General features: G+C 62.5%; 31 protein-coding genes. 9 read left to right on the top strand and 22 right to left on the bottom strand.

The features are described 5' to 3' along the window. Positions 1 to 37: 37 nt before the first annotated feature. From guaB to BUC40_RS10915, 3 genes are all read right to left on the bottom strand, one after another. Positions 38 to 1,507, bottom strand: coding sequence for an IMP dehydrogenase (gene guaB / locus BUC40_RS10925; RefSeq protein ID WP_073265541.1), 1,470 nt, complete (start codon positions 1,505 to 1,507; stop codon positions 38 to 40). A 225-nt stretch (positions 1,508 to 1,732) separates the two neighbouring features. Further along, a complete protein-coding gene (locus tag BUC40_RS10920) occupies positions 1,733 to 2,269 on the bottom strand; it encodes a sugar ABC transporter ATPase (protein WP_073265539.1) in 537 nt (178 codons plus the stop codon). 95 nt (positions 2,270 to 2,364) lie between these two features. Beyond that, on the bottom strand, positions 2,365 to 2,829 hold the full coding sequence (locus BUC40_RS10915; protein ID WP_073265537.1) for a multidrug/biocide efflux PACE transporter: 465 nt from the start codon (positions 2,827 to 2,829) through the stop codon (positions 2,365 to 2,367). An 86-nt stretch (positions 2,830 to 2,915) separates the two neighbouring features. Between BUC40_RS10915 and BUC40_RS10910 the strand changes: the two genes are divergently transcribed. Then, positions 2,916 to 3,791: a LysR family transcriptional regulator gene (locus BUC40_RS10910; RefSeq protein WP_073265535.1), complete on the top strand. Its 876-nt coding sequence runs from the start codon at positions 2,916 to 2,918 to the stop codon at positions 3,789 to 3,791. 30 nt (positions 3,792 to 3,821) lie between these two features. Here the strand turns inward: BUC40_RS10910 and BUC40_RS10905 are convergent, their stop codons facing one another. Continuing rightward, a complete protein-coding gene (locus BUC40_RS10905) occupies positions 3,822 to 5,510 on the bottom strand; it encodes a DUF945 family protein (RefSeq protein ID WP_167369151.1) in 1,689 nt (562 codons plus the stop codon). Here BUC40_RS10905 and BUC40_RS10900 point away from each other — a divergent pair. Further along, on the top strand, positions 5,451 to 5,765 hold the full coding sequence (locus BUC40_RS10900) for an NIPSNAP family protein (RefSeq protein WP_073265532.1): 315 nt from the start codon (positions 5,451 to 5,453) through the stop codon (positions 5,763 to 5,765). The two genes, BUC40_RS10905 and BUC40_RS10900, sit on opposite strands and share 60 nt — an antisense overlap. 212 nt (positions 5,766 to 5,977) lie before the next feature. On the opposite strand, the gene BUC40_RS10895 is transcribed toward BUC40_RS10900, so the two are convergent. After that, on the bottom strand, positions 5,978 to 6,373 hold the full coding sequence (locus tag BUC40_RS10895; protein ID WP_073265530.1) for a DUF488 domain-containing protein: 396 nt from the start codon (positions 6,371 to 6,373) through the stop codon (positions 5,978 to 5,980). Positions 6,374 to 6,438: 65 nt separating this feature from the next. On the opposite strand from BUC40_RS10895, the gene BUC40_RS10890 reads away from it, so the two are divergent. Beyond that, positions 6,439 to 7,110 carry a COG3650 family protein gene (locus BUC40_RS10890; protein WP_073265528.1) on the top strand — a complete coding sequence of 224 codons (672 nt, stop codon included), beginning with the start codon at positions 6,439 to 6,441 and terminating at the stop codon, positions 7,108 to 7,110. Between the two features lie 29 nt (positions 7,111 to 7,139). On the opposite strand, the gene BUC40_RS10885 is transcribed toward BUC40_RS10890, so the two are convergent. The 5 genes from BUC40_RS10885 to BUC40_RS10865 all read right to left on the bottom strand — a co-directional run bounded on the left by BUC40_RS10885 (position 7,140) and on the right by BUC40_RS10865 (position 10,258). After that, positions 7,140 to 7,331, bottom strand: a complete 192-nt coding sequence (locus BUC40_RS10885) for a DUF1289 domain-containing protein (protein WP_073265526.1) — start codon at positions 7,329 to 7,331, stop codon at positions 7,140 to 7,142. Next, positions 7,331 to 7,855, bottom strand: coding sequence for a gamma carbonic anhydrase family protein (locus tag BUC40_RS10880; protein ID WP_073265524.1), 525 nt, complete (start codon positions 7,853 to 7,855; stop codon positions 7,331 to 7,333). Before BUC40_RS10880 ends, BUC40_RS10885 begins: the two co-directional genes overlap by 1 nt. Positions 7,856 to 7,877: 22 nt before the next feature. Beyond that, positions 7,878 to 8,480 carry a CoA pyrophosphatase gene (locus tag BUC40_RS10875; RefSeq protein ID WP_073266209.1) on the bottom strand — a complete coding sequence of 201 codons (603 nt, stop codon included), beginning with the start codon at positions 8,478 to 8,480 and terminating at the stop codon, positions 7,878 to 7,880. A 93-nt stretch (positions 8,481 to 8,573) separates the two neighbouring features. Then, positions 8,574 to 9,335 carry an ABC transporter permease gene (locus BUC40_RS10870; protein WP_013790475.1) on the bottom strand — a complete coding sequence of 254 codons (762 nt, stop codon included), beginning with the start codon at positions 9,333 to 9,335 and terminating at the stop codon, positions 8,574 to 8,576. Continuing rightward, a complete protein-coding gene (locus BUC40_RS10865) occupies positions 9,332 to 10,258 on the bottom strand; it encodes an ABC transporter ATP-binding protein (protein WP_073265522.1) in 927 nt (308 codons plus the stop codon). Before BUC40_RS10865 ends, BUC40_RS10870 begins: the two co-directional genes overlap by 4 nt. 249 nt (positions 10,259 to 10,507) lie before the next feature. On the opposite strand from BUC40_RS10865, the gene BUC40_RS10860 reads away from it, so the two are divergent. Both BUC40_RS10860 and BUC40_RS10855 read left to right on the top strand, forming a co-directional pair. Next, entirely contained in the window at positions 10,508 to 10,819 is a 312-nt protein-coding gene (locus BUC40_RS10860) for an I78 family peptidase inhibitor (protein ID WP_073265520.1), read from the top strand. Positions 10,820 to 10,889: 70 nt separating this feature from the next. Next, on the top strand, positions 10,890 to 11,801 hold the full coding sequence (locus BUC40_RS10855; protein WP_073265518.1) for a LysR family transcriptional regulator: 912 nt from the start codon (positions 10,890 to 10,892) through the stop codon (positions 11,799 to 11,801). A gap of 75 nt (positions 11,802 to 11,876) precedes the next feature. Here BUC40_RS10855 and madM read toward each other — a convergent pair whose 3' ends face one another. The 9 genes from madM to mdcA form a co-directional block, all read right to left on the bottom strand. Then, positions 11,877 to 12,641 carry a malonate transporter subunit MadM gene (gene madM / locus BUC40_RS10850; RefSeq protein ID WP_073265516.1) on the bottom strand — a complete coding sequence of 255 codons (765 nt, stop codon included), beginning with the start codon at positions 12,639 to 12,641 and terminating at the stop codon, positions 11,877 to 11,879. A 5-nt stretch (positions 12,642 to 12,646) separates the two neighbouring features. Next, positions 12,647 to 13,048, bottom strand: coding sequence for a malonate transporter subunit MadL (madL, locus tag BUC40_RS10845; RefSeq protein ID WP_073265514.1), 402 nt, complete (start codon positions 13,046 to 13,048; stop codon positions 12,647 to 12,649). A gap of 61 nt (positions 13,049 to 13,109) precedes the next feature. Beyond that, entirely contained in the window at positions 13,110 to 14,036 is a 927-nt protein-coding gene (mdcH, locus tag BUC40_RS10840; RefSeq protein ID WP_073265512.1) for a malonate decarboxylase subunit epsilon, read from the bottom strand. Then, positions 14,033 to 14,668 (bottom strand): malonate decarboxylase holo-ACP synthase, encoded by a 636-nt coding sequence (locus BUC40_RS10835; protein ID WP_073265510.1) that lies wholly within the window; start codon positions 14,666 to 14,668, stop codon positions 14,033 to 14,035. Before BUC40_RS10835 ends, mdcH begins: the two co-directional genes overlap by 4 nt. Positions 14,669 to 14,746: 78 nt before the next feature. Continuing rightward, positions 14,747 to 15,553 carry a biotin-independent malonate decarboxylase subunit gamma gene (gene mdcE, locus BUC40_RS10830; protein ID WP_073265508.1) on the bottom strand — a complete coding sequence of 269 codons (807 nt, stop codon included), beginning with the start codon at positions 15,551 to 15,553 and terminating at the stop codon, positions 14,747 to 14,749. 2 nt (positions 15,554 to 15,555) lie between these two features. Next, positions 15,556 to 16,407: a biotin-independent malonate decarboxylase subunit beta gene (locus BUC40_RS10825; RefSeq protein WP_073265506.1), complete on the bottom strand. Its 852-nt coding sequence runs from the start codon at positions 16,405 to 16,407 to the stop codon at positions 15,556 to 15,558. Next, positions 16,400 to 16,699 (bottom strand): malonate decarboxylase subunit delta, encoded by a 300-nt coding sequence (locus BUC40_RS10820; RefSeq protein WP_073265504.1) that lies wholly within the window; start codon positions 16,697 to 16,699, stop codon positions 16,400 to 16,402. The genes BUC40_RS10825 and BUC40_RS10820 overlap by 8 nt, the downstream gene beginning before the upstream one ends. 1 nt (position 16,700) lies before the next feature. Next, positions 16,701 to 17,579 carry a triphosphoribosyl-dephospho-CoA synthase gene (locus BUC40_RS10815; RefSeq protein WP_073265502.1) on the bottom strand — a complete coding sequence of 293 codons (879 nt, stop codon included), beginning with the start codon at positions 17,577 to 17,579 and terminating at the stop codon, positions 16,701 to 16,703. Then, a complete protein-coding gene (gene mdcA / locus BUC40_RS10810; protein WP_073265500.1) occupies positions 17,579 to 19,246 on the bottom strand; it encodes a malonate decarboxylase subunit alpha in 1,668 nt (555 codons plus the stop codon). Before mdcA ends, BUC40_RS10815 begins: the two co-directional genes overlap by 1 nt. A 170-nt stretch (positions 19,247 to 19,416) precedes the next feature. Between mdcA and BUC40_RS10805 the strand changes: the two genes are divergently transcribed. Further along, entirely contained in the window at positions 19,417 to 20,946 is a 1,530-nt protein-coding gene (locus BUC40_RS10805; RefSeq protein WP_073265498.1) for a sigma-54-dependent transcriptional regulator, read from the top strand. Positions 20,947 to 20,995: 49 nt separating this feature from the next. On the opposite strand, the gene BUC40_RS23010 is transcribed toward BUC40_RS10805, so the two are convergent. Continuing rightward, positions 20,996 to 21,271 (bottom strand): hypothetical protein, encoded by a 276-nt coding sequence (locus BUC40_RS23010; protein ID WP_208605766.1) that lies wholly within the window; start codon positions 21,269 to 21,271, stop codon positions 20,996 to 20,998. A 236-nt stretch (positions 21,272 to 21,507) separates the two neighbouring features. Beyond that, positions 21,508 to 21,975: a flavodoxin gene (locus BUC40_RS10800; protein ID WP_073265496.1), complete on the bottom strand. Its 468-nt coding sequence runs from the start codon at positions 21,973 to 21,975 to the stop codon at positions 21,508 to 21,510. A 128-nt stretch (positions 21,976 to 22,103) separates the two neighbouring features. Here BUC40_RS10800 and BUC40_RS10795 point away from each other — a divergent pair, with 128 nt between their 5' ends. Together BUC40_RS10795 and BUC40_RS10790 are read left to right on the top strand one after the other, a co-directional pair. Then, a complete protein-coding gene (locus BUC40_RS10795; protein WP_073265494.1) occupies positions 22,104 to 22,556 on the top strand; it encodes a PAS domain-containing protein in 453 nt (150 codons plus the stop codon). 62 nt (positions 22,557 to 22,618) lie between these two features. Then, positions 22,619 to 23,221, top strand: a complete 603-nt coding sequence (locus BUC40_RS10790; protein ID WP_073265493.1) for a PilZ domain-containing protein — start codon at positions 22,619 to 22,621, stop codon at positions 23,219 to 23,221. A gap of 11 nt (positions 23,222 to 23,232) precedes the next feature. Here BUC40_RS10790 and BUC40_RS10785 read toward each other — a convergent pair whose 3' ends face one another. After that, a complete protein-coding gene (locus BUC40_RS10785; RefSeq protein ID WP_073265491.1) occupies positions 23,233 to 24,186 on the bottom strand; it encodes a MerR family transcriptional regulator in 954 nt (317 codons plus the stop codon). 386 nt (positions 24,187 to 24,572) lie between these two features. Between BUC40_RS10785 and BUC40_RS10780 the strand changes: the two genes are divergently transcribed. Beyond that, on the top strand, positions 24,573 to 25,145 hold the full coding sequence (locus tag BUC40_RS10780) for a putative antibiotic biosynthesis monooxygenase (RefSeq protein WP_073265489.1): 573 nt from the start codon (positions 24,573 to 24,575) through the stop codon (positions 25,143 to 25,145). The last annotated feature ends 121 nt before the right edge of the window (positions 25,146 to 25,266 follow it).

Raw genomic sequence — 25,266 nt, 5'->3', positions numbered from 1 at the left:
GCTGTCGATACAGCCCCGTTGAAGATGATGCTGGGAATCAACCTACCCGGTAGTTCGGGGCCTCTTTAGTGATCTGCACGTCGTGGACGTGAGATTCGGCCATGCCGGCACCGGTGATACGCACGAACTCAGGCTTGGTGCGCATCTCTTCGATGGTCGCGCAACCGGTGTAACCCATGGAGGCACGCAGGCCGCCCATCAGCTGATGGACGATGGAGCCCATGGCGCCCTTGTAGGCCACACGGCCTTCGATGCCTTCCGGTACCAGTTTCTCGGCACCGGCCGAGGAGTCCTGGAAGTAGCGATCCGAAGAACCCTGAGCCTGGGACATGGCGCCCAGCGAACCCATGCCGCGGTAGGCCTTGTAGGATCGGCCTTGGAACAGCTCGATCTCGCCCGGCGCTTCTTCGGTACCGGCCAGCATGGAGCCGATCATCACGGCAGAGGCGCCAGCGACGATGGCCTTGGACAGATCACCAGAGAAGCGGATACCACCGTCGGCGATCAGCGGGATACCAGTGCCTTCCAACGCAGCAGCGACATTGGCCACAGCGGAGATTTGCGGTACGCCGACACCAGCGACAATACGGGTGGTGCAGATCGAGCCTGGGCCGATACCGACTTTCACAGCGTCAGCACCTGCTTCGGCCAGGGCCAGAGCAGCAGCGCCGGTGGCGATGTTGCCGCCGATCACCTGGATATCCGGGAAGTTCTGTTTGACCCAACGTACGCGCTCGATCACGCCTTTGGAGTGACCGTGGGCGGTATCTACGATGATCACGTCGACGCCAGCATGGGCCAGCGCGGCAACGCGGTCGCCGGTATCGGCACCGGTGCCAACAGCCGCACCAACGCGCAGACGACCTTGGTCGTCCTTGCTGGCCAGCGGGTAGGCTTTGGCTTTCTCGATGTCCTTGACGGTCATCATGCCTTTAAGCGTGAAGGCGTCGTCGACGATCAGCACTTTCTCGATGCGGTGCTTGTGCAGCACTTCGCGAACGGCTTCCTTGGCGGCGCCTTCCTTGACAGTGACGAGGCGCTCTTTAGGCGTCATCACTTCGCGGACGGTAGCGTCCAGGCGGGTCTCGAAACGTACGTCACGGGAGGTGACGATACCGACGAGGTCGCCGTTGCTGAGCACAGGGACGCCGGAGATGTTGTTCTGGCGAGTCAGCTCGAACAAATCACGCACAGTGGCATCAGCCTCGATGGTGATCGGGTCCTTGACCACACCCGACTCGAACTTCTTGACCTTGCGCACTTCAGCAGCCTGCTGATCGATGGTCATGTTCTTGTGGATGATGCCGATGCCACCTTCCTGCGCCATGGCGATGGCCAGGCGGGCTTCGGTGACAGTATCCATGGCTGCGGAAAGCAGCGGGATATTCAGCTCGATGCCGCGGGTTAGGCGAGTCTTGAGGCTTACGTCCTTCGGCAGAACGTCGGAAAAACCGGGAATAAGAAGAACGTCGTCGAAGGTAAGGGCTTCTTGACTGATACGCAGCATGGCGGGGGCTCCCAGGCGGGAAAATTGGAAGCGCGCCATTATACCGAGTCAGCCCCTGTCACTCAATGTAAAGAATAGGGATAGACCATTCGGCATTTAACATCAGTGATTCTCAACGCCAGGGGAACCGATGCGCGTTTGTGCAGCCTGAACTATCTCAGGCTCAAGGAAGAGCTCCCCCTTCTCCACCGATCTCACTACTTCAGGTGAGGCTCGGCGCTTCGCTCAAGCCTCTACCACGGCCACCGGGTAGCCTAGGCGCTCGGCGAACTCTTCAAGAAAACTCGAGGTGAAGCGCGCCTGCGCCCAGCCATTGAAGATGAAGCCCAGATTGGAAAACCCGCAGGGTTGCAGGAATAGAAAACCGTTGATGTCATCTTCATGCCCACACAGCGGGCAGGTGAAGTTATCGGTTTCGCCGGGCATCCATTCGTCCAGGCTCTCAAACAACGCTTCGCCAACTTCCTGCCGACACTCCGAGCAACCGGCTTCCTCGAGAAAACCTTCAGTTGGCGTGTAGATGCAACGCCGGTAGATCACTTCCAGGCCGTTGATCGGCTGACCGAACGGAAGCCACTCGGCAGCTTCCACCACCCTGCTCGCCCCACGCGCGATGGCGTACGCCATACCACTGCGCCCGCAGGTGGTGGGAAGTGCTTCGACAATATCGCGCTTGGCCAGCCAGCGCAGGATCTGCTGCGCCTTACGCTCGTGGCCAGGAAAACTGGAAATGCGCGGAACGATGATGCTTTGCGTGGGCATAGCGACTCTTCGAGTGCCTGAAAACCGCGCAGCTTAGAGGCAGCCGCCAGCCGGCCACAAGTCGGCCGGGACTGACGATTCTATGCCTTCGCGGCTCAGGAGCACGCCAGGGTGCGAGCCTCGCGGCGATCGACATAGCGCTCACGCAGCTTGTCGTAGGCCAGGTTGTAGCCCAGGGTGTACGGCAGGAAGAACAGGATCAGGCCGATGTCCAGGAAGAACGCTGCGACCAGGCTGATCGACAGCCACCACGCCGCCAGCGGTACCAGCACCAGGATCAGGCCGGCCTCGAACAACAGCGCATGGCTGATCCGTGCCCACAGGCCACGCTCGAACCCCATGCGCCGTTGCGCGGCATCGAACAGGATGTTGAAGACCATGTTCCAGAGCATGGCGATGGCCGAGAACATCAGGGTCAGCGCGCCCATATGCGCCAGCGACTTGCCCATCGCCCAGGCCAGCAGCGGCGCGCACACCACCACGGCGATCAGTTCGAACAAGGTGGCGTGCAACACGCGTTCCTTCATGGAACGCCGGGCAACTGTGTTTGACTGCTTCATATCAGGCTCGCTAGATGATCTCGAATGGCGCTATTCTCATCGGCAAAACTGCCAGATAGAAATTAACAGCCATCGGCTAAACCGATATGAACCTCTCACCCGAATCCCTCCAGGCCTTTGCCCAGGCCGCCGCCACCGGCTCATTCAGCGCCGCAGCCAGGCGCCTGGGCAAAAGCCAGTCGACGATTAGCGAGGCGATTTCGCGTCTGGAAGTCGACCTTGACGTCATCCTGTTCGTGCGCGGCGCTCGGCAACTGACCCTGACCGAAGCCGGCAGCAGCCTGCTTAGCCGCGTGCAGGACGTACTGGCCGCCTCGGATCGCCTCCTGCGCCAGGCCAGCCAGTTGGCGGCGGGCCTGGAGCCCAAGCTGACCCTGGTGCTTTCCGATGCCTACCAGGCCAGCCAGTACCAGGCGCGCCTGAGCGAGCTGGACGAGCGCTACCCGGATCTGGAGTTCGAGTGTTTCTTCGCCGAACACGCCGATGTGCTGGATCTGGTCGGCCAGGGCCGCGCCCACCTGGGCCTGCTTGCCGCCCAGGCCAGCTACCCGCCCGAGCTGGCCCATGCGAGCCTGGCCGACGCGGCAGACTTCGCCCTGTTCGTCGCCAAGGGCCACCCGCTCGGCCAACTGCCTCGCGTCACCCTGGAAGACCTGGTGCACTGGCGCGTGCTGCGCCTGAGCAGCGTGGCAGACCATCCTGGCGAACTGGACGATCTGCCTGGCAGCGGCGGGCGCTGCTGGTCGGCACCGGACTACCTGTTGCTACTGGAAATGGCGGGACTGGGTTTCGGCTGGGCGGCCCTGCCCCGCCAGCTGGTGCAGAGCCACGGCGGTGATAGCCTGTATGAGCTGAAGGTCAATGGCTGGCCTAAACAGGTGCCTGTGGACGTCGTCTGGTCTCGCGCACGGCCCCTGGGCCCGGCAGCGGCCTGGTTACTGGACCGGCTGTTGAATACCTGAGCTGCGGCCACAGGGCACTGAAACCCTGGGTCATTTCAGGACGGCATTGACTGCCGGCAACAGCCCGAGCAGCCAAATGATGGCGTGATCTTCATCATCCAGCGGCAAGGTTTCTCCGTTGACGCGCAGCCTATGATCGGCACCAAAACTCAGTTCGCTTTCCAGGGTCTCCTGCTCCTGCCAAACGACCCCGGCAGCCAAAGGAGACTCGATCCAGTGCCGAATCAACTCATTTCTCATGAGCGTTTTATCAGCAGGAGCAGCGAGAGCGCCTCTTGGGCTCGCCTGTACGACCGCTTCAGCCGCTTCGAGCAAGGCTGCCTTGGAGAATGACAGCTGCGCCGAAAACACCGGCACCAGAGTGAAATTCACGGATTTTTCTCGGACTGTGGCCGGCGAATCGCTCTGGCGGCTGGGCATGAGGCCTAGCGAGGCACCACCACCACTATTGCCTGCCAGCGTTCGCCAAGAAAAGCGCTGCAACGCCAGCGACGGCTGCTCTTCGACTACTCGCACCAGAGAATCTGCAAATTGCTGACGCGTGGCAGGATCACGCTCTTGCCCGGCGGGCTCACCAGGCTGCAGATAGATCTCCAGCACTTGCCGTATTTCGTTGACGCGCAGGCGCTCAGCAGAAAGCTGTGCGGAGATCAGGCCGATCGAGTTCTGGCCGATTTTCAGCGACTCGCCAGAGTCGACTTCAAGCGACACGTCCAGAGACGGTGCCTGTTCACTGGTGCGCAGGGTGAATTGCGCCTGTCGTGCCGTCAGGGGAACCGGGCCGAACGGGGAATCCAGTAGCTGGCGCAGCTCGCCAACTTTGATGCGCACCTCGCCCAGCGGCCAGCCCAGCTCACCTTTGCGCAACGCTGCATCGAGGGTGACATTCTTGGTGGCCAGTGCGACCTCACCCTGTGGATTGACGATACGCAGCGACTCGAGTTGTGCCTGCAAGGGAAAATCGCTCGCGCCCGGCTGCTGGGTGCCACTGATGGAAATGGTTGAGGCTTCCAGGCGCTGGCCAGACGGCAGCGAACCATTTAGCGCAGGCAACTCAACTCGATAATCAAGCGAGCCATCGAAGTTCAACACTGCTGCCCCACCAATAGCGGCAGCTGGGTCACTCAAAGGTAACTGCGCGAGCAAGCCGGTGCTATGAGGCAGATCGACCTCACCGGCAGCCAGCACAGGTTCTAACTGGCCGGCAGCCAGGCGCTGCCAGGGAAACGGGCCGTGCCCGAAATGCCCCTCGACTTCCACGGGAGGCTGACCCGCTGCACCAGGCAATCCGGAAACCTGCAGGCTAAAGCGGCTGCTGAACAATGAGCGGTTGTAGTCCTTGAGCACGACCGTGGTACCAGTACCGGTATTGGCACGTGCCATCGCTTGCTGCATCGCGCTCTGCAGGCGTTCGCCAGCATTCCACGCGGCGAACGTCCAGGCGCCAACCAAAAACACACTGGTGGCCGCGAGAAAAACTATTTTTTTCTTCATGCGTATGAGTCCTGATGCATGAGGCAACTGCCTACAAAGCAGCAACCGAGGCTGGATCCGACCTGCCGTCATTGAGGCCAACAGCGCACGGTGATTTCCACCCTGTCTGCACACGCACCTGAGCCGCGGCTTTGCTAGAGTGGGCGCCCCGTCAAGGAGAAGAGCATGATCACCTGTTATTTGCGCTACATCATCGACCCGTACCAACTGACCGAGTTCGAGCACTACGCAAAATTGTGGATACCGCTGGTGGAGAAGTTCGGCGGCCAGCATCACGGTTACTTCCTGCCATCCGAGGGCGCCAACAACGTTGCGTTGGCGCTGTTCAGCTTTCCCAGCCTGACGGCCTACGAGGAGTACCGCGAGCGCTCGATGCAGGATGAGGAATGCCAGGCCGCCTTCGCCTACGCCCAGCAGAACCGCTGCATCCTCAGCTACGAGCGCAGCTTTATGCGCCCCGTTGGCGTAGAGCCCCGTTAACGATCATTGGGTTTCTGGAAACTTGTATCCGCTGAACCGACTGCAGTAAGGCCAAAAGCAGACATTCAGCGATACTGTGAGAACGGCTTTAGCCGCGAGATTTTTCGCGGGCATGGCCCGCTCCCACAGGTGGGGGACCTTACGACCGCTTTCGCCAGTTACAGGCATTACATGCGGAATTACGGTGAATGCCCGTAAATAGATTCTAAGCCCTACAGCTCACCGGCGTAACACACCGGCGAGCTGCTGGCGCCCTGCCGCTCCAGTTCATCCTCGAGAAAATCCTGCAGCACTTTGGCATTGTTGTGCTGCCTGTCGCGAGCGGCATACAGCAGCGTCAGCGTGCCGGCTGCGGCGCGGGAAAGCAGGCTTTGCCAGTGTTCGGGATGGGCAGCCAGCTCACGGCGATAGCCCTCGCGAAAGGTGTCAAAGGCCTCGGCGCGGTGTGCGAACTGGCGGCGCAGCTCGGCAGATGGCGCCGCCTCGCGCAGCCATTGGTCATGGTGCAATTGATCCTTGGGCAGGCCCCGTGGCCATAGCCGGTCGACCAGCACCCGGTAGCCATCACTCTCCTCATGCGGCTCGTACACCCGCTTGCAGCAAATCATCGCTGGCCTCCTTGAGATTGCCCTACGGCATCGGTAACGTGGCCGCTCGCCAGACGGAGAGCCCCATGCCCATCAGCCGCAAATTCTTAGTGTTCACCCTGTTGCCGCTGTTCGCCAGTTGCGCGGTGTATACGGGAAAAACCGTGCCCCCCGAGAAAGCCGAGACTCGCCTACAAGGCGAGTTGACCCGCGAGAACGGCCAGCTGTGGCTCAAGCCCTGTCAGGATCCGCGTCGCTTTGCAGTCATGGAGGGCAATACGACCATCACTCAGGACGCCAGCGAGCTGCTCGGAACCGGCCACTCCGCACTGTTCGCCGATCTGCGTGGCGCCATGGGTTCGACCCAAGTCAGCGGCGCCGACGGCGCGATGCAGGTTAGCCGCGTGTACCGCCTGCAGCCCGAAGGCCATGGTTGCGACGACCCCAATTTCAAACGCACGGTGCTGCGCGCCAGCGGCCAGGAGCCGCTCTGGAGTGTGAACGTAAGCAATAAGGGAATGGTGCTCAGCGGCCCGGATCGTGAGCCACTGGCGCTGCCCTATATGGAAGAGCAGTTGCCTGAGGGAAGGATCAACCTGACCAGCGAAGCCAATGGCGAGCGCGTTGAGCTATGGCTCGCACCGCAACGCTGCGTGGACAGCATGAGTGGCGCGGTGCAGCACATGAGCGCCCAGCTGCGCCTCAATGGCAAACTGATGCGCGGCTGCGCTTCGTTCGGCGGTGCGCGCAACGACTAGCGAATAAGGCGTGCCGGCAGGTGCATCCGTTACAGCAGGATGCCCTTGTCGCGGGCCCGCTCATGGCAAAACTGCAGCACCTGGCGGCGCTCGTCATTTTCCATGCGGCCCCAGCGGGTGATCTCGTCGACATTGCGCTGGCAACCGATGCAGATGTCTTCTTCGTCCAGCGCACATACATGCACGCAGGGCGAGGCGACTGGGCGTTCTAGGGTTTGCATCAGTCGTCCTGCTCGGCCAGTTCGGCGGCGTAGCGCTTGGCGTTGTGCACGTAATGGGCGGCGCCGGCTTCGAGCATCTTCTTCTGCGGCTCGGTGAGCTCGCGTACCACCTTGCCGGGCGAGCCGACCACCAACGAGCCGTCTGGAATTTCCTTGCCCTCGGCGATCAGCGCATTGGCGCCGATGATGCAATGCTTGCCGATACGCGCGCCATTGAGCACCACGGCATTGATGCCGACCAGGCTGTAATCGCCCACCGTACAGCCGTGCAGCATGGCGTTATGGCCAACGGTCACGCCGGTGCCCAGGGTCAGCGGCGAGCCCGGATCGGTGTGCATTACCGCACCGTCCTGCACGTTGCTGTTCTCGCCGATATGGATCAGCTCGTTGTCACCGCGCAACACCGCGCCGAACCAGACGCTGGCGCCTTCATCCAGGCGCACGTTACCAATCACCGTGGCGCTGGGGGCGATCCAGCTTTGCGGGTGCTGTTCGACGCGGGCGTTGCCCAGGCGATATTTCATGGCAGAAGTCTCGGAGCGCGGCTCACTTGAGGTGAATGTAGTGCTCGGGCGGACGGCGCATGTCGATACCGGCGTCGTAAACCAGGTTGACCAGCTCAACCAGCATGATCGCCGTCAGCCCCCAGATCTTGTACTCGCCATAGCGATAGCTAGGCACGTACCAGCTGTGCCCGAGGTAATCGATACGGTGGGTGACCTCGCGAGGATCATCGCGAAAGAACGCCAGCGGCACATTGAACACGGCGGCGATCTCGGCATCGTTGGCCTGGTAATCGACGAAATCCGGCACCACACCGACATAGGGCGTGACCTGAATGCCATGCCGGGACACCAGCGTGCCGAGCGGGCCGACGATCTCGACCAGGCCAGGCGGCAGGCCGATTTCTTCCTCGGCCTCACGCAGGGCGGTTTCGATCAGGTCGTTATCTTCAGGGTCGCGGCGGCCGCCGGGAAAGGCGACTTCGCCGCCATGGGTGGACAAGCCGCTAGCGCGCAGCGTGAGCACCACTTCGGGCTCATCGCTACGGGTGATGGGCACCAGCACCGCGGCTTCGGGAAAACCCTCCTGGGTTTCCATGATGCGTGGGCTGTAACCACGAACGCGTTGGAGTAACTCGTCCAGCATGACCATTCTCGGAATTCTTCTGCGCCGGATAATGGCATGAAAGCGCGGCGCTGCCCAACCCCACGCTGCCTGAGTCAGCGCAGGGCCATTGCATCAGCTCTTGAGGCGATAACCCGTTTTGAAAATCCACCCAACGGTGAGAATACAAGCGAGCAGAAACCCCAGAATCATGCCCAAACTGACCATCACATTGACGTCTGACACGCCGTAGAAGCTCCAGCGAAACGCGCTGATCAGGTACACCACCGGGTTGAACAGGGTCACCGTCTGCCACACCGGCGGCAGCATGCTGATCGAGTAGAAGCTGCCGCCGAGAAAGGTCAGCGGCGTGACGATCAGCGCCGGGACGATCTGCAGCTTTTCCCAGCCATCGGCCCACACCCCGATGATGAAGCCGAACAGGCTGAAGGTCAGCGCCGTGAGTACCAGAAAGGCCAGCATCCAGACAGGATGAAGAATCTCGAAATCGACGAACAGCCGTGCCGTGGCGAGGATGATCAGACCGAGCACGATGGACTTGGTGGCCGCCGCCCCGACGTAACCGACGAGAATCTCCAGGTAGGAAATCGGCGCCGACAGCACCTCGTAGATGGTGCCCGAATACTTGGGCATATAGATGCCGAACGAGGCGTTGGAAATGCTCTCGGTGAGCAGCGCCAGCATGATCAGGCCGGGGATGATGAAGGCGCCGTAGCTGACGCCATGTACCTGGGTCATGCTCGAACCGATGGCCGAGCCGAACACCACGAAGTACAGCGAGGTGGTGATCACCGGGGTGGCGATGCTCTGCAGCAGGGTGCGCCAGGTGCGCGCCAGCTCGAACAGGTAGATGGCGCGGATCGCGTAGAAATTCATGGCTGCTCCTTCACCAGGCTGACGAAAATATCTTCCAGCGAGCTCTCGCTGGACTGCAGATCCTTGAAGGCGATGCCATGCTGGGCCAGGGCCTGCAGCAGCTCGGCAATACCGGTGTCCTCCTGCTGGCCGTCGAAGCTGTAGACCAGCTCATAGCCGTCGTCGCGCAGTTGCAGATCGTCGCGTTGCAACGCAGACGGCAGTTCGCTCAGCGGCTGCTGCAGGTGCAGGGTCAGCTGCTTCTTGCCGAGCTGACGCATAAGGGTGTCCTTGTCCTGCACCAGGATGATCTCGCCCTTGCGGATCACGCCGATGCGGTCGGCCATCTCCTCCGCCTCTTCGATGTAATGGGTGGTGAGAATGATGGTCACGCCACGCTCGCGCAGCTTGCGAACCATTTCCCACATGTTGCGGCGCAACTCGACGTCGACGCCTGCGGTCGGCTCGTCGAGAAACAGAATCTCCGGCTCATGGGACAACGCCTTGGCGATCATCACCCGACGCTTCATGCCGCCGGACAATTCAAAAATCCGCGCGTCCTTCTTTTCCCACAGCGACAAATCGCGCAGCAGTTGTTCGATGTATGCGTTATCCGGCGCCTTGCCAAACAGGCCACGGCTGAAACGCACCGCGGCCCACACGCTCTCGAAGCCTTCGTTGAACAGCTCCTGGGGCACCAGGCCGATCTTCGAGCGTGCCGCGCGGTAGTCACGCAGAATGTCATGACCGGCGACTGTCACCGAGCCGCTGCCGGGATTGACGATGCCGCAGATGATGCTGATCAGCGTGGTCTTGCCGGCGCCATTGGGGCCCAGTAGTGCGAAAATCTCGCCCTTGCGGATATCCAGATCGATGGATTTGAGCGCCGGGTGGCCGGACGCGTAGGTCTTGTTCAACTGCTGAATGGAAATGACCGGTTGCACGATACGCCTCGATCCTGAAAACAGCGGGCCATTGTAAAGAATTGTTGCCTTGCCCGCTCAACCGCCTGACTTCGGTGAGCATGCCGATACGAGATCGGGCGCCGCCTGCACGCGCCACAAGCACCGACCGCGCGCGTGGAGGGTCAGGCTACTATTCGCCAAATTCGGAACACGGGCACGACAACCGAGTCCGATACACGGCACACTCATGCACCTCACCGCGAACCCTTCACACACAAGGATCATGCAATGGCTTTCAAACACCTGATTGGCGGCGCCGCTCTGCTCGCCCTGCTCGCCGGCTGCAGTTCGACCGACACGGCACCCACCCAGGCCTCGAAACCCGCCAACAGCAACGGCAAATGCAGTGCCGAAGCCGCACAGAACTTCCTTGGCCAGGTCGCCAGCGCCGAAATCGTCGAACAGGCCCGCGCGCAATCCGGCGCACGCACCGCCCGCGTGCTGTCGCCTGGCGATATGGTCACCCTGGACTACGACTCCCAGCGCCTGAACATCGACATCACCGAAGCCGAAGTCATCGAGCGCATCGCCTGCGGCTGATTCGCCACAGCACCTTTCATCTGCGGCACAATCGGGCCACTTCCATCTCACCAAGGATTGGATCTGGCCCATGCAGATCGATGAGGAACTGACGCTCAAGAAGCTGGAAATATTCCTGGCGTTCATGCGCAGCGGCAACTTGGCCCGTGCAGCCAGCGAACTCGACACCAGTAACGTCAGCGTGCACCGCGCCATCCACTCGCTGGAAAACGCGCTGCGTTGCCCGCTGTTCAAGCACCAGGGGCGCAACCTGATTCCGCTGGAAAGCGCCTACGTGCTGGAAGAAAAAGCCCAGAAGCTGATTCAGGACGCCCAGGAAATGGTGCGCCTGGCCCGCGAAGCTGCAGGTTTCGGGGCCGAACGCTTCAAGCTCGGCGCGCTTTACTCGCTGACGGTGAAAACCGTGCCGCAACTGATCATGGGCCTCAAGCTACGACGCAGCGAGCTCAATATCGACCTGATCCTCGGCTCCAATGTCGACCTGATGTACAAGCTCAAGAACATGGAGCTGGACGCCATTCTGGTCGCCCTCGATGACATCAACCCGCACTCCGACTGCGAGCAATTGCAGCTGTTTTCCGATGACATTTTCCTGGCCGTACCGGTGGACTCTCCGTTCGCCGAGCAAGCGGAAGTGGATCTGGCCGACCTGCGCGAATCGACATTCATCACGCTGACCCAGGGCTTCGCCACCCATCAGGATGGTGTGCGCGTGTTCGAGCAGGCGGGCTTCGAACCCAACGTGGCGATGCAAGTGAACGACATCTTCACGCTGCTCAGCATGGTCAGCTCGGGGGTTGGCTACGCCTTGCTGCCGGGGCGCATCGCGGCGGTGTACGAGAACCGCGTGAAGCTGATTCCCTTGCAGGCCAAGTATCATCTGCAGCAGCACATTGGGGTGGTGTTTCTCAAGGCCAGGGAGCGTGACCCGAACCTGTTGGCACTGCTCGCCGAATGCCGGATGTACAGCCGCCAGGGTTGAAATCGCCGGTTCGGCGCCCTGGCCACAGCATCGACCTGAATGAAAAAAGCCCGCCATAACGGCGGGCAAACAGCATTAACCCATCAAACCACGCATCAGGAAGTACAACAGAGACGGCCCAAGCAGGCAGCCCAGCGCAGTGTAGAAGGCCGCGGTCAGGCAACCGTAAGGCACAAGTTTCGGATCGGTGGCAGCCAAGCCGCCGGCTACGCCGCTGGAGGTGCCCATCAGGCCGCCGAAGATCACCGCGCTACGCGGGTTGTTCAGGCCGATATAGGGAGCGATGAAGGGCGTGGCCACCATCACCAGAATCGCCTTGATCAGGCCAGCGGCAATGGACAGCGCCATCACGTCGGAGCTGGCGCCAATCGCTGCCCCGGTCACCGGGCCGACGATATAGGTGACCGCCCCAGTACCGATGGTGGTCAGGCTGACCACGTCGGTATAACCGAAGGCCATGGCCACTGCCACGCCAGCAATGAAGGACGTGAACACCCCGACGAACAGCGCCAGCACCCCGGCGACACCGGCACGCTTGAGCTCCTCGACACTGACACCGAAGCCGGTGGCGACGATGGCGAAGTCGCGCAGCATGGCGCCGCCTAGCAGGCCGATACCGGCGAACAGCGGAATGTCTACCAGGCCTTTCTGGCCGCCGGTGTAGGCGCCACCGATATAGGACAGCAGCAGCCCGAGCAGAATGGCGATGGCCGAGCCGTGCAGGCGACCCTTGGTGAATTTGTTGGAAATCCAGTACGACACCCACATGGTGATGCCGATGATGGCGAAGCCGCTGAGCAGGCTGTACCCGGTAATGACCTTCATCAAAGATTCGTACATGGCAGTCACCGGGGCGCTTTGGTCAGGGAAGAAGCTGCGTCTGCCTCAGGCTTCTTTTGCCCGATGCGACTCAATGCAGGAACCAGTGCGAAGCCGATAGCGACGGCGGCGGTACCGGCAAGAATCGCCATTGGCCCACCTTTGAGGGCACCGTAGACGTTCTGCTGGGCGGCCATGGCGACCACAATGGGAATGTAGATTGCGCTCCAGAACTCGACGCCCTGCTCCGATTTGCCGGTGAACAGGCCGCGCTTGTTCAGGTAACTGCCCAGGAAGATCAGCAGCATCATGGCGATGCCGACACCGCCGACGTTGGCGGGTACGCCGATGAGTTTGCCCAGCAGCTCTCCGATGAAGATGCCTGCCAGGGTGCAGAACGCCAGAAAGGCGACACCGTAGATGATCATTGTTGTTGTCCTCGTTTTACGTTCGAAGTTGTTGTTTTTGTGCTTCGGTAAACGCTACGGCTCAGCGGTCGCGGCTCACCTCCTGACGCAACATGGCGTCGAGTGTATCCAGGCGCGCGCCGGTAAAGGCGACTGCCTGCCCAGATTCGAATACGCGGCGGGCAAGGCCGGTCAGCACGCTGCCTGGAGGCAGTTCCAGGTGCAGCCGTATGCCGCGCTCATAGGCGGTGACGAGCGTGGCCTGCCAGTCGACGACGCGGCTCATGTTCAGCGCCAGGTCATCGCGCAGGGTTTCGGCATCACGGATCAGGCGCGCCGTGCTGCCGCTCAGATAGCGCACCTGAGGCGCGCTCAGCTCGACCTTGGCGAATGCGCCAGCCAACTCCCGAGCCGGAGCATCGAGCAGTTCACAGTGCGACGGCACGCTCATGGCTAGGCGTTTCGCAGCGCCGGCACCGAGGGCGCTAGCACGTTCGGCGACCTTTGCCATGGCGGTATCGCTACCGGCGATCACCAGTTGGGTTTCGGCATTGATATTGGCCAGGTACACCGGGACTTCGGCGTCGGCCAGCAGGCGTTCGATACTGCTCTGGTCGAGGCCGAGGATAGCGGTCATACCGTAGCCATCGGGGTAAGCGCGCTGCATCAGTTCGCCACGCAGGGCGACCAGACGCACCGCGTCGGCAAAGTCCAGCGCGCCAGCCACCACGGCGGCGGCATAGGCGCCGATGGAAAGTCCGGCGACCATATCGGGCTGATGGCCTCGCTCGTTCAGCAAGCGCGCGGCCGCTACGCCGGCAATCAGCAGGCACAACTGCACGGCGCGAGTGTTTTGCAAGGCTTCGGCCGAATCCAGCAGGCGCACGTCTTCGCCCAGCGCAGCGCTCGCCTGCTCGATGCAGGCCTGCACCACAGGCACATCAGGCAAGGCATGCAGCATGCCGGGCTGCTGCGCACCTTGGCCCGGAAAGGCCCACAGCGTACTCATGCCGCCACCTGTTGCAACTGCCACGGATCGCTGACCAGCAGCGGACCGCCCTGGGTTTTCAGCAGGACGCACGGCGTCTCGCCGGCCCACTCGCGCAGCGCCACGGCGCCATAGGGTGTTTCCAGCTGCAGGTCGATACGACCCGGTGCTTCGTCCAACAGGCGGCACATGGACCGCGCCCAGGCGCGCGGCAGGTGCTGGGGTGCACGCAGCGACAGATCGAGATCACTCTCTGGATGCGCGGCGGCGATGCCGCTGGCCAGTTCGAACCCCAGGCTGCCGGTCACCCCCCAGGCCAGGCCCAGGGCATCGAGGCGCGGCGCCAGTTGGCTCAGTGCCCGCAGCGCCGGCCAATGAGGCTGTGCATGACTGCGCCAGCGCCCTGCCCTGGCGATCGCCTGGGGGCTGACCAGACGGCTGATGTCGCTCAGGCGCATCCAGGCGGCATAGCGTTGTTCACGCGCAGCACCACGGATACCCATCGCGACCCAGCCGGGCTCGGCCGGCGCACGGCGCACCACCACCGGCACATGCCCGCCCAGGGCGGCGCGAGCCCAGGCCGGCGCCTCCTGCGGCAGGTGCTCAGGAAGCAAGCCCCAGAGCAGGTCATGTGGACGGGGTGTGGAGTGCATCGGTATTTCCTCTGTAGGGCGGGTGCAACCCACCATTTCACGTCATTGAGAGTTGCCGGGTTTCACCCGCCCTACGTTTCACCACTGCGCGCGCAAAGCCTCGCGCACCTGGCTAGAAGCCGCGCGATTGGCGGCACCCAGGCGGTTGCGTAGATCACGCGGGCTGGCAGCGATATCGGCCAGGGCGCGACCCAGCGCGTCCTTCACATGCGCGAGATCGGCCTCTGTCGGCTGCGCGGCCTGCTCTACATCGAGCACATCGGCGAGCAGCCCAAGCGAGGCATAGTTGTCCAGATCGTAGGCCATCGGAGGTACCGTGGCGGCCAGAGCCTCCAGCTCATCGACGCTGCGCAGGGTGATGCGCGCGGCGGCGGCCTTGCCCATGGCATGCACCATCACCCCGGCGTCACGCAGGGCGATCAGGCGGTTGGCCTGGTAGCCGTGGGCGAGAAAGGCGCCGGACATGGCCTTGCCCACCAGCAAGGCGATCAGCACATGGCCGGCCAGGCGGGCACGGGCATAGGCGTCCACCGCGCCGGCCAGCGCCTGATGGATGCCGTAGGCTTCCTCGCGACGGCCATAGGCCTGGCTCGGTACGTCGACGATGGCGATCAGCGCGCGCTTGTGCGCCTTGTCGCGATCCGCCTCGATGGCTTCATCCACGGCCTTGGCCAGGCCCCAGCCTTCGAGCAGGCCAACCTCGCCGTTGCGGGCGCGGGGGAATGGGTTGTTGGCATCGGCGATCACCGCCAGATAGCGCACCGCCTGGCCGGCCAGTTCGCCATCGGCAATACGCAGAGAGGCAGGCAAACCCTGTTGCGGCTGAGCATCGCCAGCCAGGGCCTGGAACCAGTGCAGGCCGCGTTGTTCCTGTGCAGTTGTCATGTTCATGCTCCCTGGTAGGCGTTGCGCACGGCAGCGGCATCGGCCTGGACAGTGGTGTCGACGGCGCGCAGACGCTCAAGGAACCACGCGTGACGACGGCTACGCTCCTGGGTCGGCTTGCCCTTGGCGAACAGCCCATGCAGCTGCCTGCGAATGGCCTCGACGTCATCGGCTACATAGCCATCCACCAGACCGCTGGCGTGGCGCTGCTCGCCGCCGGTGAGGCTCCAGATAAAGGGACGGTCGCGCGAGTCGTATTCGTCCAGCCCGGCTTCCTGCTCGATCACCTGCGGGCCGTTGAGACCCAGCCGCGCCTCGCGGGTCACCAGCAGGTAGCTGCACAGCCCAGCGGCAATGGACATGCCGCCAAAGCAGCCGACCGGGCCGGCGACCAGACCGATCACCGGCTGGTATTGGCGCAGCTCGACGATGGCGGCCTGGATCTCGGCGATGGCCGCCAGGCCCAGGTTGGCTTCCTGCAGGCGTACGCCGCCGGTTTCCAACAGCAGCACGGCGCGGGTCGGCGTGCCATTGCGGTTGTCTTCAGCGGCCAACTCCAGAGCGCCGGCGATCTTCGCCCCGCCCACCTCCCCCAGGCTGCCGCCCTGGAATGCGCCTTCGATGGCGATCACCACCGCAGGTTGGCCATCGATCAGCCCCTTGGCCACCACCACGCCGTCATCGGCCTGGGGGACGATGCCCTGCTTGGGCAGCCAGGGCGACATAAGCCGGGCGAAAGGATCGAGCAACTCGCGGAAGCTGCCGGCATCGAGCAGGGCGCGAGCGCGCTCACGGGCACCGAGTTCGGTAAAGCTGCGTTGCGCCAGCAGGCGCGCAATGTTCTGCTCAACCATGGTTGAGTTCCTCCAGGCCTTGTTCCAGGCGCAGCCGTACTACGCCGGGCGTGGCGCCGAAATCGTGGATGGCGATGTTCAGCGCCGGTACTGGTTGCTCAGCGAACATGCGCTCGAACAAGAGCTGCCAGCGCGATGCGCTGCCGTTGACCGAGGTCACCACCTGGATCGCCAGGGTGCCGACCTGGCCGGGTTCGAGCAGCACTTCCAGGTCGCCGGAGCCAACGCAGCCCACCAGCGCGCGGCCCTTGGCCGGTTGCCCCGCAGGAAATTGAAAAGACAGGGTTTCCATTTCACAGACTCCCAAGCTGCGCCGGCAGGCCATGCTGCAGGCGGTCGAGGAACAAGGTGGCAGCGAGCAGATCGGCAGCGCCGCCAGGCGAGGCGCGCAGGCGCAGCATGTCGCGTTCAAGATCACGCAGCAGACGGCGACCGTCGAGGCTGGCGCAACCGCCAGCGGCGAGCACCGCACGGGCGCCGCTCTGCATGCAGGTCAGCCCGGCCATGCCGGCGCGGTAGAGTACGCAGGTGTCGGCCAGTTGGGTCATGATCGCGAGCAGCGCATCCAGACGAGCGTTCTGCTCCCCTGCCCCGGCGGCGCGGCTGCGCGCCAGTTGCGGCAGCGCCTGCTGGATCACTGCGGGGAAACCTAGCTGCGCTTCCTCGCGTGCGCCGTGCACGCCGTACAGGCGGCAGACCTGGGCGCCATGGCTATCGCCAGTGACAGGCGCGGCGCGGTCGTTGAGCAAAGCCAAGCGCGCGGCGCGCAGCGCAACTTGGGGTGGCGCCAGAGTGCTGGTATCAAGCGCAGCAGCGGCGCTGAGCAGCCCCAGTGCCCAGATTGCTCCGCGATGGGTGTTGACGCCGCTGGTGACGCGCAGCATCTCCTGCTCACCTTCGCGACCGATGCGGCCGACGTCCTCACGCAGTGCCTGGTCGATGGCGCCGCGTTGCTGCGCGGCCTCGGCCATGGCCTTGAAGCTTGGCCACAGGGCCAGCGCCGAAGCGTGCATCAGGCCCAGGTGCAGATCGGTGTGCGCGCCTTTACCACGACGGTCGACCAGGCCCGGCTTGGGCGACAGATCGGCCTCGTCGATCAGTGCGTCGACTGCCAGGTCGGCCAGCCAATCCCCTAATGAAAGCTGGGGCTGAATTGCAGTGAGTGCATTCATCACCAGCTCCTGAACTTGGCGGGCGGGTTGTACAGGCCGCCCGACCACTCGACCAGCTCGGCGATGCTCTTGGCCGCCAGCAGTTCGCGGCTGGCGTCGGCGCGACGGATGCCGAGGTCTTCGGGCAGGGCGATGAGGCCTTCGCGGCGCATGCGTGCGGTGTCTTTCGGGTCGTGGCGCAGGCCGATGGCGGTGACGCCAGCGACCGCAGCGATCATCGCCTGGCGCTCTTTCAGCGAGCGCGCCTTGTACAGGTAGGCGATGCCCTCCTCGGTGAGCAGGTGGGTGACGTCGTCGCCGTAGATCATGATCGGCGCCAGCGGCATGCCGGCCTTCTTCGCCACGTCGACGGCATCGAGCTGCTCGACGAAGGTGGGTTTGCCGCCTTCCTGGAAGGTTTCGACCATCTGCACCACCAGCTTCTTACCGCGCTCGAGCATGGTCACCGGGGCTTCACCACCGGGCATGGCCATGTCCAGCCAGGCCGGGGTCGGATGCCGCCGCCCGCGCGGGTCGTGGCCCATGTTCGGTGCGCCGCCAAACCCGGCCAGGCGGCCACGGGTAACAGTCGAGGAATGACCATCGCCGTCCACCTGCAAGGTGGCGCCGATAAACAGGTCGACCGCGTACTGCCCAGCCAACTGGCACATCATGCGGTTGGAGCGCATCGAGCCGTCGCGGCCGGTGAAGAAAACGTCCGGGCGCTGAGCGATATAGCCTTCCATGCCCAGCTCGGTGCCGAAGCAGTGCACGCTTTCCACCCAGCCGGTCTCGATGGCCGGGATCAGCGTCGGGTGCGGGTTGAGCGTCCAGTTGCGGCAGATCTTGCCCTTCAGGCCCAGCGATTCGCCGTAAGTTGGCAGGATCAGCTCGATGGCGGCGGTGTTGAAACCGATGCCGTGGTTAAGGGACTGGACGTTGTGTTTCTCGTAGATGCCGCGGATCGCCATCATTGCCATCAGCACGTGCACCGACGTGATGTGGCGTGGGTCGCGGGTGAACAGCGGCTCGATGTAGAACGGCTTGTCCGCCACCACCACGAAATCGACCCAGGAAGCGGGGATGTCCACGCGCGGCAGCTCGTCGACGATCTCGTTGACCTGGAAGATCACGATGCCGTCAGAGAAGGCCGTGGGCTCGACCAGCGCCGGGGTGTCCTCGGTGCTCGGGCCGGTGTAGATGTTGCCATGGCGGTCGGCCTGGAAGCCGGCGACCAGCGCGACATTGGGGATCAGATCCACCAGCAGGCGCGAGTACAGCTCGATGTAGGTATGGATGGCGCCGACTTCCATCTGCCCGTCTTCGAGCAGTTGGCCGATACGCAGGCTCTGCGGCCCGGCGAAGGAGAAGTCGAGCTTACGCGCGATGCCGCGTTCGAACAGATCGAGATGCTCGGCGCGGCTGACGCTGGGCATGATCATGTGCAGGTCGTGCAGACGGCCAGGGTCGGCCTTGGCCAGCGAGCGGGAGAGGAAGTCCGCCTGCTTCTGGTTGTTGCCTTCGAGCACCACGCGATCGCCGGGGGCGATTAGCGCTTCGAGCGCGGCGACTATCTGGTCGCTGGGCAACACCACGCCATCGGCGAGATTGCGCACCTGATCGAGTCGCCGGGCTTTTTCAGCGCGACGACGCGACCACTGCGGCGGTGGGGATATTGTTGTTGTCATTAAAGACTCCACGAGTTCCGCTGTCGTGGAGCTACAGTAGGAGTGCAGGTCAAGCCCATCAATCAAGCGCGGCGTCACATCATTACGCTCAGGTTAACGATGCTCGCCGGTTAACGCCGACTGGCAGACCGGGCATACTGCGCCACTGTTCTTATGCAGCCCGGCTCACCATGCGTATTCACGTCTCTTTCATCGATCGCGTTGGCATCACCCAGGAGGTGCTCGCGCTGCTCGGTGGCCGCAATCTCAACCTCGATGCTGTCGAGATGGTGCCGCCCAACGTCTATATCGATGCGCCGACGCTCAGCGCGGCGGTGCTGGATGAGCTGCGCGAGGCGCTGTTCAAGGTCCGCGGCGTGCAGGCGGTGACTGTGGTGGACATCCTGCCGGGGCAACGCCGACGCCTACAGCTCGATGCTCTGCTGGCGGCGATGAGTGACCCGGTTTTGGCCGTCGACGGGCACGGCCGTGTTTTGCTGGCCAACCCGGCGCTGATCGCTTTGTGCGGCCGCGAGCCGGAGGGTGAGACGCTTGGCGAGCTATTCGCCGAACCGGGCTTGCATCAAGCGCTGCTCGATCAGCATTTCCGTCTGCCATTGCGCGAAGTGAAACTGAACGGCCAGGCGTTATTGCTCGACGCGGCGCCCATCAGTGAAACAGCCGATAGCGGGCAACTAGCTGGCGCACTGCTGACGCTGTACGAGCCCAGCCGTATCGGTGCCCGCCTGGCGGCGCTGCATCATGATCATGCTGAAGGCTTCGATTCGCTGCTTGGCGACTCGACACCGATCCGCACGCTGAAAGCACGCGCGCAGAGAGTGGCGACGCTGGATGCGCCGCTACTGATTCATGGCGAAACCGGCACCGGTAAAGAACTGGTAGCGCGCGCCTGTCATGCCTTGAGCCCGCGCCATAGCGCGCCCTTTCTTGCCTTGAACTGCGCCGCGCTGCCGGAAAGCCTGGCCGAGAGCGAGCTGTTCGGTTACGCGCCCGGCGCCTTCACCGGTGCGCAGCGTGGTGGCAAGCCTGGTTTGTTGGAGCTGGCCAATCAAGGCACGGTGTTTCTCGATGAAATTGGCGAGATGTCGCCCTATCTGCAGGCCAAGTTGTTGCGTTTTCTTAGCGATGGCACTTTCCGCCGCGTCGGCGGTGACCGCGAGGAGCGCGTCAATGTGCGCATCATCAGCGCCACGCACCGTGACCTGGAGCGGATGGTGGCCGAAGGTGAGTTTCGCGAGGACCTGTTCTACCGGCTGAACGTGCTGAACCTAGAGGTGCCGCCGCTTCGCGAGCGCGGTCAGGACATCGTGCTGCTGGCTCGGCATTTTATGCAGCAAGCCTGTGCACAGATTCAACGAACTCAATGTCGACTGACGCCCGAGACCTACCCTGCTCTGCTCGGCAATCGCTGGCCGGGCAACGTGCGCCAGCTGCAGAACGTGATCTTTCGTGCGGCAGCGATCTGCGAAAGCAACTTGGTGCAGATCGATGATCTGGACATCGCTAGCACTGCAGTCGCGCAGCAGACGGGAGGGGAAGTTGGCAGCCTGGAGGCGGCTGTGTCGACATTCGAAAAGGGCTTGCTGGAAAAACTCTACGCCAGTCATCCCTCGACTCGGCAACTGGCGGCACGCTTGCAAACCTCGCATAGCGCCATTGCCACGCGCCTGCGTAAATACGGAATCAAGGGTAATCGTTAGTTGAGTGGGCGGGTGCTCCCGGCCTAAGCCAGAAACACCCACACCAGCGTCATTGATGCTTATTGCGCAGCGCCACCGCCGGCACCACCCGCGCCGCCAGCACCGCTACCTGCACCGCCGCCATCACCAGCCCCGGTGCCCGCACCGCCAGTGCCGCCGCCATTGGTGCCAGTGCCTGTACCGCCTGGCATTGGGTCGGAGCCTGCGCCGGTTCCATTGCCTGTACCAGTTCCGGTACCTGGCGTAGTTGTGCCGTTATTGGTTCCTGGATTTGTGGTTCCACCCGGAAGCGTGTTGCCGTCATCAGTGCCCAGACCTGGATCATCTGTCGGCACTGCGGGAGCGGATGGGGTGGCAGGGCCAGTAGGCGCTGGGGCAGTCGAATCCGCGACCGCATGCAGAACGGCACCGGCCAGCAGGCCACTGAATACGAGGGCAGAAATTTTCATCTTGTTCATTGTCGTCACCTTTCTCCAGTTGGTGTGGAAGCTCTCTCGTTTTCATCGATGAAAACGAACGCTCCCTACACCCGACTGGCCACGGCTCAACAATGTTCGTCCATCAGGATGGACGGTCGCTTTCCTGCAACATTCCGACAAATTCGGCGATCCAGGGCTCTGCATCGCTCTCGGGAGTGACACTTTCGCTGGCGTCGATACGCAGCATCGGCAGCACCTCACGAACACCCAATTCGCCATACAGCTCACGGGCCTGTTCACCACCGGCGCAATACGTATCGCCATAACTCGAATCGCCCAACGCAATCACACCACCAGGCAAGTCACTCCAGGCTGGCAACTGGTCGCGGATGCTGTGATAAAGCGGCTGCAGGTTGTCCGGCAGCTCGCCCATGCCGGTGGTCGAAGTCACGACCAGAAAAGCATCGGGCGCGAATGCCTTCACCTCATCGAGGGTTGCACGCGGGTTGTGCCACGCGTCGAGCCCAGCCTGTCTGAACAGCAACTCGGCGTGCCGGGCTACCTCTTCAGCTGTGCCATAAACCGAACCTGAAAGAATCGCGACTTTCATGGAAACTCCGTCAATTACTAATGCGCGCCATTATGCCGCATCGCAGCAGGAGCTGCCCCACACAGCCTTGAGGCACGGCTAACGAAGCGCCTCTGATAGACTGAGGAAAATCGACGGGGACGCATGTGATGATCAATGCCAACTTGCTGCAGCTGGTGGTTGAAGCCTCGAACGACGGCATCGTGGTCGCGGAACAGGAAGGCGAGGACCATATTCTCATTTACGCCAACCCGGCGTTCGAAGCCCTCACCGGTTACAGCAGTGAAGAAATCCTCTATCAGGACTGCCGTTTCCTGCAAGGCGAAGAACGCAGCCAGCTCGCGGCAGCGCTGCTGCGCAAGGCCATCCACAGCCGACAGCCATGCCGCGAAGTGATCCGCAACTATCGCAAGGACGGCACCACGTTCTGGAACGAGTTGTCGATCACCCCCGTATTCAATGAAACCGATCAACTGACCTACTTCATCGGCATTCAGAAAAACGTCAGCGAGCACGTGGCCAATCAGGAGCGTGTCAAAGCCCTGGAAAGCGAGGTGCAAACCTTGCGCGCCGAGCTGGCAGAGTTGAAAAAGCGCGGGTAGCGGTAACTAAATACCTGTCGAGTTGTCACAAGGGTGCCCCACCACCTTGCGCAGAAGGCGCTATGCAAGACTCCTCGCTGTTAACGCCCCTCGAAATGGAGTTCATCCAGCAGCTCATGGACAGCAACCCCGCCCCGGCAGACCCCGATAAAGGTTTGCAGGTCGATGTCGCACGCCAAACTGCCGAGCTGCTTGCCAGCTGCGCCGCTAAAGACCAACTGACTATCGAGGCGCACATCGCCAATCAGCGTTTGTCGTTCACACCTCATCTGGTGACCGATGCGCAGAACACGCCGCATCTGGAACTGGGCATCCCGCAGATATTCGAGGAAGGCTCCTTCCACCGCGCCTGGCGTTTGCCGTTGGACCCGCCGCAGCCATTGCTGCGACGAGATGGTCAGCCGAGCAGCTTGGTTGTCCATGAACTATCGCTGACCGGCCTGCGTGTCGAGCAAACCGTCCAGGCCTCGCCACCGGAACGCTTCAGTCTCGGCCTGGATATCGACGACATCGAGCCAGTCACTCTGCAGGGCAGCCTGGTGCGAGTCACTGATGACGGCCTGCTCGCCTACGAGTTGACGCTGGACGAAGACACCAGCGAGCGCCTGCAAAACCACCTGTATCAACAACACCGCAAGCTATTTCCCCAGGCTCACAGCCTCTGACAGAAGCGGCTTCAGGTATCCAGTCGCCCCGCCAGAAATTGCCGCAAACGACGGCGTATCAGGCGCCCCTCACTGCCCAGGCACGCGATAGGCGAACCCCGGAAACTGTCTTCGAGCAGATCAGCGCCCTCACCCACCACTGCCACCGGGCATTCAAGGCTTAGGGACAGGCGTTCAAGTATCTGCGGGGTATCGGCGCCTGGCGCCTGATTGGAGAACACCACCACGGCAACGGGCTGCATCTTGGCGCACACCTGTGGCAGCTCTTCCAGCGTCTGGCCGATGCCAAGCACATGCACGGCAGCATCAACCGGATTGACCAGCAAGCCGGTGACCAACAACTCCAGTTCACGGCAGCGCCCTGGCAAGGCAACTAGCAGCAGACGGCTGCCTGGCTGGTCGCGCAGGTTGTGCAGGCGCTGCATGACGCGCCCACGCAGAAAGGTATCGAAGAACAGCCACTCGCTGCCGTAACCAGGCCGCCCGTAGCGCAGCAGCAAACGCTGCCAGAGCGGCATGATGATGTCCTGGAAGGTCACCGAAAGCGGGTAGCTGGAAAACACCTGGCCGTAAACCCGATCCACCTCGGCCTCATCGAATGCCTGCACGGCGGCCAGCAATCGACTTTGCCATTGCGCCCATTCACCCGAGGTCGCCGACTCATAGGTCGGCGTCACGCTTACCTGGCTGCTTTCGTTGCGCGCAAGAATCCGCCCAACCTTACTGACTGGCACGCCGCGCTCGATCCACGCCAGAACGCTGCGCACCGTATCGACATCTGCCGGTGAATAGAGCCGGTGGCCACTTTCAGTGCGCACTGGCTGAATGAGGCCATAACGCCGCTCCCAGGCACGCAGCGTCACAGGGTTCACACCCGTCAACCGCGCAACCTCACGGATCGGGAACAGGTCCTCTTCCTTGAAGGCGTTGACGTTGAAAGGTGCGGAACCAACCAGATCGGACATAGAAAAAACCGTTGCAGAGGTCAGGATTTCACAAGTCTACTCCAGCTCGGGCTACCATTGACTTTACTTGTACAAGCCCTGTACAGACGTTAAGAGCCCGGCTTTCTTGCTCCTTAACGCATCCTGACTGTCAGGTGAGGTGCAAAGTTGAGGTGAAAATCCTTTCATCAGGCCATGCACAGGCTTCTTGCCGACGAACGGCAGCTAGCGCCCTGCCGGCGTAGATGGCGGCACCTAGCCACTTTCATCGGTATTGCGCTGAACATATCTAGCTAATTTGCAAGAAATAGGAATAATCCTTGCTGCAACCACGACGCGGCTCACCACCCCGAGCTGCGTCTTTCGCCTGGCCTTACCCTGGCCATGTGTTCAGCAGGAGATACACGATGTCTACCGAACCGGTCACCCTGATGGTGGCGCGCCGCGTTGCCAGCGAGCGCTATAACGATTTCATGATCTGGCTGCGTGAAGGCGAGCTACTGGCTACCGACTTTCCCGGCTACCTCGGCTCCGGCGTGCTGGCTCCTCCGCCAGGCGACGATGAGTTTCAGATGATCTTCCGCTTTACCGACGAGCACACTATGGCCGCGTGGGAGCACTCTGCTTCGCGCCGCGCCTGGCTGGAGCGCGGTAAAGGTCTGTTCGCACAACCCCATGAACACCGCGCCCTGGGTATCGACGCCTGGTTTGGCAGTGGCCTGCGCCAGCCGCCGCGATGGAAGCAGACAGTCGCCATCTGGCTGGCGTTCTTTCCGGTTTCGCTGTGCTTCAACCTAGTATTTGGCACCTTGCTGGCGGACATCCCGCTGGTGACCCGCGTACTGCTCAGCACCCTGGCGCTGACGCCGCTGATGACGTATCTGTTCATTCCGCTGGTTACCCGCCTGCTCGCCCCGTGGCTGCAAGGCACCCGCAGCGCTGCACTGCCGCGCAGAGCGAGCCCGTCCACCAGCAGCTGAACATCGGCGCTGTCACCAACGAAGGTGATGGCGCGGCTATTTCCCGCAAAGTTCGAAGGGTTGTACAGGTTGTACAGCTGCTATAAGGTTGTACAACTTGGCTGACCGGCGTTTAAAGCGG

It is taken from the genome of Phytopseudomonas punonensis (assembly GCF_900142655.1).
GTDB classification, from domain to species: domain Bacteria; phylum Pseudomonadota; class Gammaproteobacteria; order Pseudomonadales; family Pseudomonadaceae; genus Aquipseudomonas; species Aquipseudomonas punonensis.
Note: the sequence above shows the minus strand (reverse complement) of the source record. Positions and strands in the feature narration are given on the sequence as shown.